The following is a 17455-nucleotide window of genomic DNA, read 5'->3' as shown; positions in this document are numbered from 1 at the left end:
CCTACAGGCCGATGAATTTGACGGCGCCCAGGAAGTAGGCGGCCATCAGGTTGTCCATGCCCACCAGGGCCTTGATGATCTTCGCCTTCTCGCCGGCGGTGCCGTAGCCGACCTCCAGGTGTTTGGCGGCGGGTTCCTCGAAGGGTTCGCCGCCGAGGATCAGTTGCCGGATCTCTCCGTTGCTCCGCACCTCGTTGACGAGCTCGGCGAAGAAGTGGGCGGTGAGCAGGTCGGTCAGCCCCTCGGTCAGCACCTGGCCCTCGCCGATGACCCGGGAGGCCTCCGTCAGGTTCTGGTGGGTGAGGGCGTGCATGAACTCGTGGATCAGCGTGCGGGACTGCCGCCAGCGGAACTGGACCCGGCTGACCACCTTCGTGCTGGGGAAGAGGGGCTGCACCATGATCTTGCCCTGCCCCTTGGCACAGCAGGCGGTCAGCTTGCTGACGGCCGTGAGCGCCTTCTTGAAATCCGAGTCGCCCAGCAGGTCGGTGTAGATCTTCTGCAGCGCCTCCCGGTCCTGCGGGCGTGCCGGGTCGAAGTGCGCCGTCACGAAGGGGGCGCCGTAGCTCTTGCCCCAGCCGACGAGCTGGCCCCGGTTCATGAGCCAGCCGAGCAGTTCGGGCTCGTCTCCCGGCTTGCTCAGCGTGCTGACGATCTGTTTCTCGTAGGTCCAGCCGTTGTGGTAGAGGCTGTCGACGGCCGCCAGCGGGAAGGTGCCGAAGCGGTCCTTCAGCCACTTCTGCAGGAAGCCGGCCACCTTGGCGATGTCGTCGATGGAGTTGAACGCCAGCGGCTTGCCCGTTTCCCGCCAGGCCTTGTACTCGCTCTTCACGACCTGCCGCAGCAGGTACTTGAGCTGGGTGTCCAGCCCCCGGGCATCGAGCGGCGGGAGGATCCGGATCTCCCCGCGTTCCGTCCTGTCCGGGTGGTAGAGCGACAGCAGTTTGAGGACGGTGCCGCTGGAGGGCGGCAGGAGGCCCGCCAGCAGCTTGCCCTCGACGAACCCGCCGACCTGGAGGATCTGCATCTCGAACCCGTGGGAGGGGGCCGAGATCGACATCCGGCTCTGCTTCTTGGCCATCGCGATGAGCCGCTCGACCGCCTTCTTCGGGTCGACCCCCATGGCCGACAACGCCTCGGCGTTGTCGGAGAGCAGGCACAACGCCCGCATCACCCAGACGGTCATGCGCGGGTCGGACGCGCCGTACAACTGCATGAACTTGACGCCCATCGGCAGGGGGCGACCCATGATCTGTTCCATCCGGGCGTCGATGAAGGCGGCCTCCTCGCCCTCCTTCATCCGCCGGAGCGGGCCATAGTCGATCTTCAGGGTGATGCCGAGCTGGTTCACCGGCAGGTAGACCGCGTCGTCGGCCCCCGGGAGCTGGAGGACCTCCTCCATCTCCCTGATCATCTGGAGCACGTCGGGTGAGATGCCCTGCTCGGCGTCCGACTCCCCCGACTCGCTCGACTCCTGCGGGTCGTCGGGGATCACCACCACCTTCTCCGGCTCCGACGAGGACGACGAGCTCCCCTCGCCGGGCCGCCGGATGTGGATCGTGACGTCGCCGCGGGCCGGGCGCTGAGTGGGGGTGGACCGCAACCACGGTGTCCGGGTCGAGCTGATGGTCGTGGTCGTGTTCGAGGAGTTCGACGAGGAGTTGGACGTCGGCTGCTGCCGCCTCGCCGGGGTGCGCACCAGCCCGAAGATCCCGGCCAGGCTGAAGCCGGGCGACGGCACCCGGTTCCCGGTCTGGGAAGCGGGCGTCGTCGTGGTGGTGGTGTTCTGCGGCTTCTTCTTTTTCTTCTTCAGCATCACAACGCCCTGTAGGTGAGGATCAGCCCGGCGTTGAGCAGCGCCTCGCGGTCGCCGTCGCCGGTGAACGTCAGCTCCTCGGCCCGCAGGCCCGGCACCCGGAGCATGGTCCCGTCGTTGACGGCCTGGCCGTTCAGCAGCAACCGGGCCGAACCCCAGTCGGCCAGGTCGTAGCGGGCGTACAGGCCGGTGAGCTGGACGCCGACGATGTCGGGGAACAGGTCGGGCGACAGCGGCAGCACCAGGTCTCCGCCGTCGGCGAAGGCCTGCCACTCGGCCGGGAACTCCCCGGCGACGTCGATGTAGCGGGCGGCGGCATACGGCTTGCGCATGCCCCTGACCGCGTTGGCGAAGACGTCGCCGCCCTGCTCGGCGGTGTACTTGACCAGCAGCGTCACGTCGAACAGGTCCCACGGACGGCGGCCGGTGACCTCCATCTTCCACGTCGAGACCGCGCCGGTGCCCTCGAAGGGGAGATAACGCTCGTCGTCGAAGCGGAGCTCGAACAGGCCGTTGTTGTCGCGGTGCTCCTCGGTGTCCGACAGGGCGATCTGCTGGGTCGGCCGCCAGTCGGACCTGATCGACGCCGGCATGTCGCCCTTGGCGTCGAGCAGGTAGCGCACCGCCTTCGGGTCGGGGGTGAGGATCGTCTTGTGCCCGGTCTGGGTGAGCACGGCGTTGACCTCCAGCGGGCCGTCGGGGCCGTCGAAGACCACCGAGACGGTCTTGATGCGGCGTGCGTAGTGGCCGGGGAAGTCGCGGTCGAACAGCGCCTCGGTGAGCGCGAACTCGCAGCGGCCGTCGTTCTTCAGGTTCAGCACGGCCAGCGGGTCGAGCTGGAGCAGCGAGATCCGCTTGGTGATCTCGAAGCCCCGGCCGTCGGCCGAGACGTAGGCGTTGCCCAGGCGTTCGAGGTCGACGCCGAGGGCCTCGCCCGCGAGCAGGCCGGAGCGGCGGCTCTCCCAGTAGACCGGCTGGATGTAGGAGTCGCTCATGCCCTGTTCGTACTGGTAGGCGCGTTCGGCCGCCTTGGCGGTCTCGTGGGCGAGGCCGTAGCTGGCGAAGTACATCTGGGCCAGGCGGCCGGCCTGCCACTGGTAGAGCTCGGCGTTGGTGAACTTGCCGGTGAGGAAGGTGGCGACCGCCTCCAGGTCGGCGATCTCCTGGTCGATGATCTCCAGGTCGCGCTGGGCCTGGGCGAGCTGGGCCCGCGCCGAGGCGACCTGGTGACCCAGTTCGCGGTAGTCGGCCTTGGCCAGCATGACCTGGTAGGCCCACTCGTCTTCCTGGCGTTCCTGTTCGACGCGCACCCCGTAGAGCTCGCCCAGGACGCTGAGGCCTTCGCCGAGCGCCTCGGCGATCTCGGCTCCGGTCTCCATGACCTTGCCGACCTGCTCGCCGCCGATCATCGTGCCGAGGATGAACGGACCGGCCAGCACCTGCGGCGCGGCGAACGCGATGGCCGCGCCGACCTTCAGGCCCGCGCCCGTCAGGTGGGCGGCGGCGGCGGCCGTCATGATGTCGAGCTGCGACCGCTGGAGCGAGGTCAGCCCGTCGGCGATCTGCTTCTCGTAGTACTTCTGCCGCGCCTCGGCCGCCTCGCGGGAGGCCTCCATCTGGGCGAGGAACTCGGTGGCCACCTCGACCTGGGCCTCGCGGACGGCCCGGGTCATCTGCCGGATGTTGGCCTCCTGCCGGTTCTGCAGGACCGAGAGCTCCTCGGCGTCGCGGCGTTCGAGCACGCTGAGCAGTTCGCCGCCGAAGGCGCGCAGCCGGTCGACGAGGTCCTGCGCCTTGCGGTGCAGGAAGCCGAACCGGTAGTGCGGCACCGGCCCCGCCAGACCGGCGCTGACCTGGTCGGGGGTGAGCCCGGCGGCGGCCCCTCTGACCAGCGCCATCACGTCGGCGGGCGGCTCGAACAGCGGCAGCGGACGGCTGACGCCGAGGATGTCGAGCGAGGCCCTGATCTTGCGCAGCCGATCTTCGACCCGGTCCCAGTATTCGCCGAGCACGGCGTTGCCCGGGATGAAGAAGTAGCCGTCGGCCACGCCCCGGTGGATGGCCCCCATGCCGTCGAGCAGGCTGCCGCCCGCCGTGACGCGCTCGGCGTAGGGGTCGCCCTCTTCGGCCGGGTCGAGCTCCGCGTAGGCCCGCACGGTCGGCAGACGCCGCCGCCCGACGCCCTGCGGCCGGTCGCCGAGCAGGTCGTAGGCGAGGATGTAGAGCATCCGCGCCTCGTCGACCGACTCCATCGTGTACTGCCGGAACAACAGGTCGCCCCAGTCGAGCAGGTTGTCGACGTAGGCCATCACGACCGCCCGCCGGTAGGCGGTGGGCCGCAGCGCGGCGATGGCGTGCGGGTCGAACGGGTCGTCGAGGTAGGCCTTCAGCAGCGCGCCCCGGTCGCCCATGAGGTCGTACTGGCGGCGCAGGCGGGCGATCATGCCGACCTTCTCGCGCAGCCGGTCGTGCGTCGCGAACGGCTGCGCCCGGTCGGCCAGGCCGTCGAGGAGGGCCAGATCATCGGGGGTGCAGGCGCGGGCGTGGTCGAACAGCGGGGCCAGCGTCTCCAGGTCGGCCAGCAGCGGCGCCATGTCGACGCCGACCTGGGCGGGCAGGTTGCGCAGGTCGATCCGGCAGCCCTCGACGAGCGCCCGCAGGTCGATCGCGAGGAACGGCAGGAACCGCCAGTAGCGCTCCGGCTCGGTGGGGTCGAAGACGAACTCGTACCAGCGTTTGGCGTCCTCGAAGCGCTGGGCCGCGTTGAGCGCCTGGGCGATGAGCATCGGCGCGTGGAAGAAGATCTCCCAGTAGTAGCGGCCGTTGGCGCTCTGGAAGTCGATGTGGCTGCTCGCCGGCACGCCCGCCAGGTCGTCGAGCACCCGGATGACGGTGGTGCCGGAGCCCGACGTGCTGAAGGAGGGCAGTTCGTCGATCTCCTGGGTCTCCGGCGCGAGCAGCGCCGGGACCCCGCCGACCAGCAGGCGGCGGTTCAGTTCGAACGCGGTGCTGGAGGTGAGCCGGACGATCTCGTGCGGCACCGACGCCCACTCGTAGGGCCGCTCCAGCACGCCGCCCTTCGGGTTGACCGCGAAGTTGACGCCGAGGAACAGGATGAGCTCGGCGTCGGTGTCCATGGCGCCGTTGTAGGTGCCGACGAAGTCGGGCGGCAGGGAGCGCCAGTTGCCCTCGATCGGGACGAAGTCCTTGATCGCGGTGAGCTCCCTGTCGGCCGGGATCACCGTGTAGGCGTCTCCGGCGAAGACGTAGCGCTGGTCGCCGCGTTTGAAGGTGGCGTCGATCTCCCGCGGCAGGGTCTTCGGGTAGCCCGCGTCGGCGACGGCCGGGATGTCGTTGCCGGTCATCGTGTAGCGGAACAGGTCGAGGCCGCTGACCAGGTAGAGGTGGTCGCCGTCGACGTAGGCGGCGTCGACCGACCCGCCGAGGTTGAGCCCGGTCGAGACACGCCCGAGGGGCCGCGTCGGCCGGGGGGTGGTGTCGGTGCCGGCGGTGTAGGTGTCGTCGCCGAAGTAGTAGGGCGTGCCGGACATGTCGATCGCCGACCTGATCTTGCGGTCGCCGGGGAGCTCGTCGGGGTTGCCCTTGAGGTCGCGCGGATAGTCCTTGTCGGGGCTGTGCTGACCGACGTCGGAGTACTTCGAGTAGGTGGAGTCGAAGATCAGGAAGAGCGTCGTGCCCCGCGTGAGGGTGGCCTGCACCCGCGACTTGTTGCCCCAGCGGCTCGCCACCTTGGTGGTGGCCGAGAACGCGCCCGATCCGACGTCGCGGGTGATCAGGTCGGAGCCGTTGATGAAGTACTCGGTGCCGCCCATCGTGAACGCGGCGTTGATCGAGTTCCACTTGGGCAGGTCGTCGGGGTTGTCCCTGATGAGCTTCGGATATCCGAGGTCCATCCGGTTCAGGCCGGTGAAGCGGTAGTACTCCGCGCCCGTGAATATGAAGTAGTGGCCGTCGCGCACCAGGACCGCGTCGACCCGGCCGGTCCGGGCCAGTTCCGACTCGCCGACGTCGCCCCACCGGTCGGCGATCTTCTCCGTGGTGGTGCGGATCCCGCCGGTGGCCTTGATGACGACGAAGTCGGGGCCGTTGAAGTAGTAGCGGGAGTCGCCGCGCTGGAAACCCGCGTCGATCTTGGTCCACTGGGCCGCGCCGGTCCGGTTGCCGCCCTGGCCGGGCAGCCGGTGGTTGTTCTCCTTCAGCGGCAGGACCTGCGCGTCCTCGCCGGGGTCGGCGGTGATCGGGCGGACCAGGAAGCTGCCGCCCTTGTGGTCGACGCTGAACCACGGCCCGTCGGTCGACTCGGCCGGCATGTTGAACCGGATCAGGCCGCCGACCGCCTCGGCGAACACCTTGCCCAGGCCGATCGGGCGAGGCTGGGCGGCCGGGGCCTCGATCGGGAGGGCGTACAACTCGGGAGTGAGCGCGTGTGACGTGGTGAAAGCATCGCCCGCGGCCCGGTAGGCGGCGGAGACCACGATCGAGTCGTGGGTGCCCTTGCCCGGCACGGTCGACGACGCCCGCACGGTCAGCTCGTCGACGACGATCACGCCGTCGTGCAGCGCGCCCGCCGGGAGGGTCTGCGGGGCGACCCACTCGCGGTTGAGGTTCTGGAAGGAGTAGCAGACCCTCACCCGCTTCTTGGGCGGCGGGGCCGAGACGCTCTGCTCGTCACCCTTGGTCGTGGCGGTGATGACGGTCTTGCCGGTGTCCTCGGGGGCGACCGACTCGACGATCGTCCAGAAGACGAAGACCCGGCCGAAGGCGTGCACGGGGTGCACCTGCTCGGCCTCGATCTGCACGTCGACGCGCGACCACGGCTCCCAGCTCGCCGACAGGCGCTCGCCGTCGCGGAACTCGGCCTCGCGGAAGTACCACCGGCGCGGTTCGGTGCGGGTGCGGCCGAACAACACGAGCTGGCGGGTGCCCTCGGGGTCGTCGTCGGCCCTGTAGACGTAGGCGCCGGCGATGGCCAGGCGGCTGACCTCGGTGTACTCGTCGAGGTAACGCTTGTAGGCGCGCTGCACCGACTCGGCGGTGATCTCGCCCTGGAGGAGGTCGTCCTCCAGTTCCTTGAACGCCGGGGTCTTGGTGTCGCGCAGCTCGGGGCGGATGTAGTTCTCCGGGTAGAGGAAGACCTTACGGTTGGCCTCCCAGATCCGGTAGTTCTTCAGCCACGTCCACCAGGTGCGCAGCCTCGGCTTGACGTCCTCTTCCGCGGTGAGTTCTTCCAGGTCGAGCAGGTAGCGGTGCAGGTAGAGCTGGGTGGCGGCGATGGCCTCACGGATGCGGGAGGTGACGCCCTCCTTGCCCATCTGGACGTCGATGAGGGCGTGCTCGTAGATCTCGGCGGCGGTGGCCAGTTCGGGGTGCAGGTGCAGCACGGCCGGGACCAGCGCGTCGCGTTTGAGCACGTTGAGGTCGTTGTGCGCCAGCGGCACGGCGGCCTCGGGCAGCAGCGCCTCCAGGGTGTCGGCGGTCGCGCCGTGGAGCTTCGACGGCCCCGCGCCGGTCTTGGCGGCGACCGCGAACAGGCGGACCAGCTTGAGCAGGAACTCGATCTCGAAGCGTTCGTCCTCCACCGGGAACTCGGTGATCAGGCCCGCGTTGCGCTTGGCCCAGCGGAGTTCCTCGACGTCCCAGGGGAAGATCTCGGCCAGCTTCTCGTACGGCTCCGCCGCGCCCTTGGCCAGCAGTTCCGCGAGCCCGCTGTGGCGGCGGGTCAGGTCGGCGAACTCGGTGATCGTGTAGACGTCGGACAGGCGGTAGTCGGCGGCGTCCGACCAGCGGTGCCGGAACAGTTGCGGGAAGGTGCGGTCGACCACGTCGAGGCGGCCGGAGTAGCGCACGTACCGGTCGTCCTTGACGAGATAGGTGGCCTCGCCCAGCGTGAACGCGCCGGTGACGCCCTCTTCGAACGTGCGGGGCAGGTCGCCGAAGTCGTCGCGGATCGTCCGGGGGAAACCCTCGTCGGCGTGCTTCAGGTCGGCCGAGGAGTAGCGGACGTACTGGCCGCCCCGGAACACGTAGAGCTCGCCCCGCGCCGAGACGAACGCCGCGTCGACGACCGAGCCGTCGGCGAAGTCGTTGCGGATCTTCCCGAACGTCGTGGCGACGTCGCCCAGCGTGTCGCCCGCGATGAACCTGGCGCCCTTGAAGAAGTGGGCGACGCCCTCCCGCAGGAAGGCGGCGTCGACCCCGTCCTGGAACTCGGGCGGCAGGTCCCAGTCGCTCGCGATCGTGCGCGGGAAGCCCTCGTCGACGTAGAGGTAGTCGGCGCCGGTGTAGCGGACGTACTGGTCGCCGGAGAACAGATAGGTGTGCTGCCCCCGGACCAGCGCGGCGTCCACCTTCCGCCGGTCGACGACGGTGTTGCGGACCCGGCCGAGCAGCCCGAGCGGGTAGGTCGCGGTCAGCGCCGTCGACACGGCGAACACGGTGTCGCCGACGACGAGATGGGCGGTGCGGCCGTTGGCCACCGCCGCCGTCACGGGGCCGTCCAGCACGGCGTCCTCGAACGCCTCCGGCAGCCCGGCGAAGGCGGCCTCCCGGCGCAGCTCGACCGAGATCGGCTTCGGGTAGCCCGGGTCGGTGTAGCGGTATTCGGCGCCGGTGTAGCGGACGTACTGCGACCCCCCGAACACATAGGTGTGCCCGCCGAAGACCACGGCCGAGTCGACGCGGGAGCCGAACGGGTTGACCGACCGGCCCCACCGCGACCGGATCTCCTCCGGCGCGGAGAAGGCGCGGTCGGCGTAGCGGGTGTAGGTCTCGGTGAAGAAGAAGTACGTCGCACCGTCGGCCCCGGTGAACGCCGACCTCAGCCGGTCGCCGGTCGCGACGGAGAAGCCGCGCCACACGCGCTCGATCGGCCGGGGGTAGGACCAGAGGCCGGTCGCCTCGCTGAACTGCACGCAGCGTTCCCCGGCGAGCAGCACCATCGTGTCGCCCTCGAAGATCACCGCGTCGGGCATCGGGAACCCGTCGGGCGCCTTCCAGAACGTCTCGTCGGTCAGCGTCGGGTAACCCGGGTCGGGGGTGGTGTACGCCCCCTCGTCGCCGGTGTAGACGAGGTGCCGCATCATGCCGGACGCGTCCGGCCGCTCGAACACGTAGGTCTTGCCGTCGCGGTAGTAGGCCAGCGCCACGCCGGTCAGCCCGCCCCAGTGGTCGGCGATGAGCCTCGGCTCGCCGTCGATCACGTCGGGCGAGTCCGCGTAGACGACGAACTGGTCGCCGGAGAAGAGATAGGTGCGCCCGTCGCGGCCGACGAACGCGGCGTCGACCGAGTTGTCCTGGTAGATCGTGTTGCGCGGGCGGCCCCACTCTTCGTCGAGCGGGTAGTCCTTGCCGACGGCCGTGTTGAAGCACATCGGGCCCTTGAACAGGTAGACGTTGCCGTCGGCCCCGGTCAGCACGGCGTCGAGGCCGGTCTGGTAGCCGGCCGGGACGGTCCGCAGCGCCGGCGGGCGGATCTCCTCGCTGAAGACGGGCCCTTCGAGCGCGTGCTGCCGCCGCCACCCGGCCGAGGTCTGCACCATGACCGAGCCGTTGTCGACGTAGGCCGCCGTGATGCCCGGGATCGAGTAGGAGCGGGTGAGGGAGTCGGACACCGCGTGCCACCGGTCGCCCCGGAACAGGTAGACGGTCCGCCCGTCGGCGAACGCCGCGTCGATCCCGTCGAGGTCGACGGTCAGCGCCTTCAGCCTCGGCTCCGACTTCAGCGACGACAACGCCTTCGGGTAGCCGAACTCGACGCGGTCGTAGTCGTGGTCGCGGTAGCGGACGTACTGCCCGCCGGAGAAGAGATAGGTGTAGGTGTGCGTCGACTCGATCCCGTCGGCCTTCTCGGTCACGTCGACGACGAGCGTCGCGTCGACCCGGCCGGTGCGCTGGATCGTGTTGACGACGTTGCCCCAGAAGTTCGCCGTCGTCGCCGGATAGCGGTCGTCGATCTCGCTGTAGTCGGCGGTGGAGTAACGCACGTACTCGGAGCCCGAGAAGACGTACGTCTTGCCGTCCTTGCCGACGAAGGCGGCGTCGACCTCCTCGAACGGGATGCTGTCCCACCGGTCGCTCAGCGGCATCGGCTCCGACCACCAGCGGTGGCGGTTGTCGAAGACGGCGAAGTGGCCGCCGCTGAACAGGCAGGTCTCGTTGTCGCGGCCGGTGAAGACGGCGTCGATCGAGCCGAACGAGTCGGGCAGGTTCAGCCAGTTCTCCGCCAGCGGCTTCGGATAGCCCTCGTCGGGCCGGGTGTAGTCGCGGGTGGAGTAGCGGACGTAGAAGGGGGTGTCGTCGCCGTACACCTTGATCCGGTCGCCGACGCGGCGGATGATCAGCCCGATGTTCCCCTCGGCGACCACCTGCCACTGCGGGGCCGCCCCGGTCACGGGCGTGGTGGCGCCGACGGTGACGCCGTGGGCCTGGAGGCGGCGGCGCAGGGCGGGCGAGCAGGTGCCGTCGGCGAGCTCGGCCTCGTAGTCGGCGGGCAGGTCGAGGATCAGGCCGACCGGGCCGAACAGGTGGGCGGAGCCGTCCATGACGAACGCGGCGTCGACCCGGTCGAGACCGCCCCAGTCGCCCTCGATCGCCCGCGGGTAGCCGGGGTCGACGACCGAGTAGTCGGCGGAGGAGTAGCGGATGTACCGGTCGCCGCTGAACAGGTAGGTCTTGCCGTCGAGGCCGACGAACGCGGCGTCGACCCGGCCGCCGGGCAGCGCCTCGTTCGGCACGCCCCAGACGTCGGCGGTCGACCCGATCTGGCCGCCGGGCAGCGAGACGGTCTTGCCGTCTTTGAACAGGTGGACGGTGTCGCCGACCGCGAACGCCGCCTCGACGGCGCTCTCGAACTTGACCGGCAGGCCCGGCCGCCAGGTCTCGATCCGTTGCGGGTAGCCGTCGGCGACCCGGACCTCGTCGTTCTCGGGGTCGTCGGTGTAGCGGATCACCTGGTTCCCGGCGAACAGCAGGTAGCCCTCGGCGTCGGCGTAGGCCGCGTCGACACGGGCCGCGCCGTCGAAGGCGTTGCGGATCCGGCCCCAGCGGTCGGTGATCGGCTGCTCCTGCAGCCCGTCGAAGGTCCGGTCGCCGGAGAAGACGTGGGTGCGGCCGTCGTGGCCGTGGAAGACGGCGTCGACGGCGTCGCGGAAGCGTTCGGGGAGCGGGCCGTCGCCCTGCCACCACTCGGCGATCGACCTCGGGAAGCCCTCGTCGGCCACGGTGAACGGGCCGTCGGCGGAGTAGCGCAGGTACTGGTCGCCGGTGAACAGGTGGGTGCGGCCCTCGGCGTCGACGTAGGCGCCGTCGATCTTCTTGGGGGCGGTGAAGCCGTTGCGCACCGCGCCCCAGGTCTGCGCCTTCGGCGCCCAGCGGGTCTCGCCCCTCGCGCGGGTGAAGGCGTGCGACTTCCCGTCGTCGCCCCGGCCGATCAGCCAGTCGGCGCCGTCGCGGGTGAACGCGGCGTCGATCGCGGTCAGCCGGGAGAAGCGGGGCGACAACTCGGTGAGCGCCTTCGGCCGCTGGTCGACGAGCTGGTGACCGGCGGAGTAGGTCCAGTAGGAGCCGCCCCTGAACAGGTGGATCAGGCCGTCGTGGCCGGTCAGCAGGGCGTCGAAACGGTCGACGCCGCGTGGCAGCGCGAGCGGCTCGGGGAACTTGCCGGCCAGGTCCTGGTCGCGGAAGGCGACGGCGACCTCGTCGACGTCGAGGCCGAGCTTGGCCGCCAGCCGGGCGAACCGGCGCAACCGCCGGTAGACCCGCCGGAAGTCGGGGCCGGCCGGCCCCTTGACCGCGGGGGCGACCAGCACGTCGAGGGCCCCGGGCGCGACCGCCGCGCCAATGGCCTCGACGACCTGCGAAGACACCCCGAATACGTCCTGGAGCACGTTGAGCAGCGTGCGGTGCTGGCGGCTCGCGAGGTCGCCGAGGGTGGCGGCGATCTCAGTGATCGCGGCCAGTTGCTCCTTGGCGGCGGCGTGCAGCACGAAGAAGACGTCTTTGGCGTAGTCGTCGACGCCCGGCAGGCTGAAGTCGAGCGCGCTGGTGACCTGCCGGAAGTAGCCGAGCCGCGCCTGGGGGACGGCCAGTGCGGGCGTCAGGTGCCCGGCCTCGACCAGCATCTCGACCAGCCGGGGCCGCTCGTCGTCGTCGAAGCCCAGCTCGCTCAGGGCGTCCAGGTCGATCCGGTAGGGCGCCTGGGCGCGGGTCAGCGCCGCGATCCGCTCGAAGACGAGCTCCCCGTCCCCGTCGGTGAAGCCCTCGCCCAGGTCGATGGTGCCCTCGGCGTCGTCGAGCTCCGCGCGCAGCTCCTCGTGGATCCGCCCGTCGCGGGTGATCGGCCCTTCGAGCCGCCGCACGACCCGGGCCGCCATGGCCTCGTCGGCCGCGCCGGCGAAGTCGTCGGGGGTGACCAGGTGCATCTCGGCCTTGACCGCGGCCAGTTGCGCCTTGATCGCGTCGAGGACGACCCGGCGGAGCGGATAGAACTCCAGCGCGATCCCGAAGTCGGCGACGTCGAGCACGGCGAGCGCCGCCTTGTCGGTGAAGCACAGGTCGGCGTCGACGAAGCCGTTGAAGCGCAGGCTCCGGGCGAGCGAGTCGAACTGCTCGGCGGTGAGCTTCAACTCGGCGAACGCGGCGGGGTCGAGCTCGATCCTGGCCGTCCGGTAGGCCGACACCCGGTCTCGCAGCAGCGCGAGCACGGCGGGGGCCACGTCGTCGAGCGGCGCGTTCACCCGGAACTCGGTCACGTTGGCCGGCTCGGCGAAGAAGTCGGGGTCGGTGACGTCGCCCTCGTCGCCGAGGTGGCCGTTGTGGACCAGGTTGTCGTAGAGCTCGGCGCGCTCGGCCTCGGTCAGCTCGGGCAACACGCCCGCCAGGTCGGAGGGGTAGAAGGCGTTCTGGAGCCCGGCGATCACGGTGAACAACTCGTCGCGGTGGGCGGCGAAGTCGCCGGCGAGGGTGAGCCGGTCGGGCAGGTCTTCGGTGGCGAGCAGCCCGTCGGGCCGCAGCACCCCCCGGATCACCAGATTGGAGAAGATCTTGGACGTCAGCCGGTCGGCCAGCCCGAGCCCCTCGAAGTCGCCCTTGGCCAGCACGCCGAGGGCGTCGACCGCGTCGTGGGCGGCGGTGGCGACGGTCGCCGGGTCGAGCCGCAGCAGGCGCGGGTCGTGCGGGGAGACCACGCCGTCGCGGTGGGCCGCCAGGACGTCGTGGACCACCCGGGCGGCCCGTTCGTCGAACCGGTCGGAGACGAACACCCCGGGGGTCAGCGCCACGGCGGCGAACTGGTCGGCGATCGAGGCGATGACCTCGGCCTGCTCGGCCTCCGACTCGGGTGTGGCCGGTTCGCCGAGGATGCCCGTGAGGTCGTCGCCGGCGAACCCCCACACCCGCATCCAGGCCACCACCTCGACGAGGGTCTGGGCCAGCCAGAGCGAGGAGACCGGGTCGTCGTCGCGTTCGAGCATCCGGTGGACGTCGGCCGACGAGGGCGCGAGCACCGGCAGCACCGGGAAGGTCGAGTGGCGCTCGATGGCGGGGTCGTTCTCCAGCGCGGTCAGCACCGCGAACAACTCGGCCACCGACAATCCGAGGTGCCCGGTGATCCGGGCGACCCGGTGGAGGACGACGATCGAGGCGCGGCTGATCTCCCGGTCGAACGGGCTCTCCTCCAGCGGCCCGGCGTAGAGGTCGCGGAACCGGCGTACGGTCTCGACCAGCTCTGACTCGGCCAAATCGATGGAACGTGCCAATTCGCGGCGGAACGTCCGGTTCTGCGGGGCGAGGATGTCGCCGGCCGGCCGCGGCAGGTCGCCGACCTCGGCCGGGAGGGTGCGTGTGGTCAGCGACTCGACCAAGTCGAACGGAACGTCGTGGGTGCGGTGCAGGTGGGCCGCGGCGGCCACCGCGCGTAAGGTCCCGGCGTCGAGGACCGAGGTGAAGGCGCCGACGACCCGGTCGAGGTCGGTGAACGACAGGCCGGTCTTCTTCGCCAGCCGGATGAACCGGTGGGCCCGGTCGAGCCAGACGTCGGGCACGGCGCCGCCGTCGCGGAGCACCAGCGTCCGGCCGTCTTCGCCGACCTCGACCACCGCGCCCTGATGGACGAAAGTACCCGAAAGGGAACGTTCCACCTCGGGATCGCCGTAGAGGAGCTCGGTCAGCTCCGCGCCGGTGAGGGAGGTCGCCTCCAGGAAACGCTCGACGTCGTGCAGCACCGAGATCGGCTCGTCGTGGAGCCCGTAGGCCTCGGACAACCCGGCCGCGTCGGTGCGCGGGGTGGTGATGACGGCGACGTCGTGTTCGGTCAGGCCCAGGTAGTCGCGGGTGACCCGGTCGCGGTCGACCTTGGCGGCGAACAGCCGGTAGAACTCGACCGGGTCGACGCCCAGGTAGCGCAGGTAGGTGGTGAACCGGGCCGCGTCGAGCGAGAACGGCAGCGCGAGCGGGTGCTTGAGGCCGGGCAGCCGCCCGTAGGGGTCGTCGCCGACCAGCGCCTCCAGCACCTCGTTGACGATGTCGAGGTAGGGCACCGTCGTGGAGGTGTTCTCCTCGTCGAGCGGGATCTTCCCGATGCCGGGGCGGCGGCGCAGCAGCGCGACGTCGTGGAAGGTCTCCTGCAGGAAGGTGAGCAGATCGGTCAGATAGGCCGCTGGGGAGTAGACCGAGCGCGCCTCATCTCCCGTCCGCAGATCGAGTTCTCCGAAGAGTCGTTCATAGCTCGGGATCGAAGCATCGCTACGCACGCGGAAGTCCCCTCCATCGACGGCCCCCGAATCGGCCGCCCCATGCTCGCCGATCCGGCAAAGAAGAGCTATCTACCGAAACGGTGACAACTTCGATCACTTGGGTTTGTCCGGCGATGCGAGACTGGGCGCCATGACCGGAAATCTCGGCACATGAACGTCGTCCGTCCTGATGTCACCCTCGACCAGGCCCGAGAGATCGCGCACACCCGCTTCGGCGTCCGAGGCGAGGTCAGGGAGGTCGGCAGCAACCAGGACCGCAACTACGTCGTCGACGGCCGGTTCCTGCTGAAGGTCGCCAACGCGGGCTACACCGACGCCGAACTCGACGCCCAGGACGCCGCCCTGCTGCACCTCGCCGGCCGGATGACGGTCCCCGAACCCCGGCCCGCGACCGGCGGCGGATACGTCGCCCGGTTCGGCGACGGGCTGCGGGCGCGGCTGCTGACGTTCGTGCCGGGCACGCCCCTGATCGAGCACGCCTATCTCGCGCCCGTGGTCGTCGGACGGCTCGGCGACCTGGCCGGGCGGCTCGTGGCCAACCTCGCCGACCTCGACCACCCCGGGCTCGACCGTGTCTCCCAATGGGATCTGCGCCGGGCCCGGACCGAGATCGACCAGATGATCGGCTCGTTGTCGACCGGCCGCGACCTGGTGCGCCGGGCCGCCGACCTGGCCTGCGACCGGCTGGAGGCGCTGGCCGGGAACCTGCGGACGCAGGCCGTCCACGGCGACCTCACCGACGACAACGTGGTCTGCTCGATCGGCCCCGACGGGCGTCCGGTCCCCGAGGGCGTGATCGACTTCGGCGACCTCGGGCACGGCTGGATCGTCGGCGAACTCGCGGTGACCTGCGCGTCGCTGCTGCACCACGCGCCGGAACGGCCGCTGGCCATCCTCCCGGCGGTGCGCGCCTTCCAGCGGGTCGTGCCGCTGACCGGCGACGAACTGGCCGCGCTCTGGCCGGCGATCGTGGCGCGCACGGCGGTGCTGGTGGTCAGCGGGGTCCACCAGGCGCTGCTGGAGCCCGACAACGACTACGCGACCGAGCGGCAGGACGCCGAGTTCCGCGCCTTCGAGACCGCGTCGAGCCTGCCGTTCGAGGTGGCCGAGGCGGCGTTCCGGGAGACTCCCCCGGCCCGGTTCACCGGGGCGCCGATCGTGCCGGTGCTGCCGGTGCTGCCGGTGCGGGACCTGTCGGTGACGAGCGATCTGCCGGGCGGGGTGCTGGAGTCGTACACGCCGGAAGAGGGCGTCGCCCATCGGGCCGGCGAACCGAGGCTGACCGAGACCCGGATCCACTCCTTCGACGCGCCCGCGACGGTGCCGCTCGGCGTCGAGTCGCGCCTCCCGGCGGGCACCGCCGTGCACGCGCCCTTCGACGGCGAGGTGTATCTGGGGGTGCTGCGCGGCGCCACCCTCGACCTGCGGCTGAGCGGGGTCGAGACATGGGAGGGGCCGGTCCGCGCGGGCGACCAGTTCGGGTTCGTCTCCGGTCCGGTCTACGCGACCCTCTGCTCGGTGCGGGACCTCGAACCCCCCGCCTTCGTCACCCCCGAGGAGTCGGCCGCCTGGCAGGCGATCTGCCCCGACCCGGGCCCCCTCTTCGGCATCCGCCCGGCCCCCGAACCGGCCCGCTTCTCCCGCGACGCCCTCGCCGACGTCCAGGAGCACTATTACGCCGACCCGCCCCGGATCGAGCGCGGCTGGCGGCAGCACCTCACCGACACGAACGGCCGCACCTACCTCGACATGGTGAACAACGTCGCCGCCATCGGCCACGCCCACCCGCGCCTCACCGAGGCGGTGTCGAGGCAGCTCGCCCTGCTGAACACCAACTCGCGGTTCAACTACCGCGCCATCGCCGAGTTCTCCCGCCGGCTGGCCGACCTGGCCCCCGATCCGCTCGACACGGTGTTCCTGGTCAACAGCGGGTCGGAGGCGGTGGACCTGGCGCTGCGGCTGGTCCAGGTCGCCACCGGCCGCGAGGAGATGCTCTGCGTCGCCGAGGCCTACCACGGCTGGACGATGGCCTCCGACGCCGTCAGCACGTCCACGGCCGACAACCCCGCCGCCATGGCCACCCGCCCGGCCTGGGTCCGCCCGGTCCCGGCCCCGCACCGCGACCCCGACGCGCTCGCCAAGGCCCTCGCCATGGTCGGCGAACCGGCGGGCTTCATCGCCGAGGCCTTCTACGGCAACGCGGGCGGGATCCCGCTCCCCGACGGCTACCTCGCCGCCGTCTACGCCGAGGTGCGCGCGAAGGGCGGTCTGTGCGTCGCGGACGAGGTCCAGGTCGGCTACGGCCGCCTGGGCCGCCACTTCTGGGGCTTCGAGCAGCAGGGCGTCGTCCCCGACGTGATCACGATCGCCAAGGCCATGGGCAACGGCCACCCGCTGGGCGCGGTCATCACCACCCGGGAGATCGCCGAGACCTACCGCAGGGTCGGCTACTTCTTCTCCAGCGCCGGCGGCAGCCCCGTGAGCTGCGTCACCGGCATGACCGTGCTCGACGTCATCGAGCAGGAGGGCCTCCAGGCCAACGCAGCCCGAGTCGGCGACCACCTGCGCGACCTGATGGAGACGCTGGCCGCCGAGCACCCGATCATCGGCGCGGTGCACGGCCTCGGCCTCTACATGGGGGTCGAGCTGAACCGGCCCGACGGCTCCCCGGCCACCGAGGAGACCTCGGCGATCTGCGACCGGATGCTGGAGCTCGGCGTGGTCGTCCAGCCGACCGGCGACCACCTGAACATCCTGAAGATCAAACCGCCGATGGTGCTGACGGAGGACAGCGCCGCCTTCTTCGCCGCCGCCCTGGCCCGCGCTCTGTCGGAGGGTTGGTGAATCCCCTGGCCGGGGCACTGGACGG

General features: G+C 70.7%; 3 protein-coding genes. 1 reads left to right on the top strand and 2 read right to left on the bottom strand.

Translation table 11 applies throughout. The features are described from left to right. Position 1: 1 nt before the first annotated feature. Positions 2 to 1816, bottom strand: coding sequence for a hypothetical protein (locus AW273_RS16725; RefSeq protein ID WP_157555854.1), 1815 nt, complete (start codon positions 1814 to 1816; stop codon positions 2 to 4). Next, on the bottom strand, positions 1816 to 14583 hold the full coding sequence (locus tag AW273_RS16715; protein WP_062349250.1) for a hemopexin repeat-containing protein: 12768 nt from the start codon (positions 14581 to 14583) through the stop codon (positions 1816 to 1818). Before AW273_RS16715 ends, AW273_RS16725 begins: the two co-directional genes overlap by 1 nt. Positions 14584 to 14736: 153 nt before the next feature. Between AW273_RS16715 and AW273_RS16710 the strand changes: the two genes are divergently transcribed. After that, positions 14737 to 17430, top strand: coding sequence for an aminotransferase (locus AW273_RS16710; protein WP_062349249.1), 2694 nt, complete (start codon positions 14737 to 14739; stop codon positions 17428 to 17430). Positions 17431 to 17455 lie beyond the last annotated feature (25 nt).

The sequence above is a fragment of the Herbidospora yilanensis genome (assembly GCF_001570565.1).
GTDB lineage: Bacteria > Actinomycetota > Actinomycetes > Streptosporangiales > Streptosporangiaceae > Herbidospora > Herbidospora yilanensis.
This window is presented reverse-complemented; position numbering and strand designations above follow the sequence as displayed.

Coding starts and splice junctions, on each gene's coding strand:
- AW273_RS16710 (WP_062349249.1), top strand. CDS start 14,737: ATGAACGTCGTCCGTCCTGATGTCACCCTCGACCAGGCCCGAGAGATC.
- AW273_RS16725 (WP_157555854.1), bottom strand. CDS start 1,816: ATGCTGAAGAAGAAAAAGAAGAAGCCGCAGAACACCACCACCACGACG.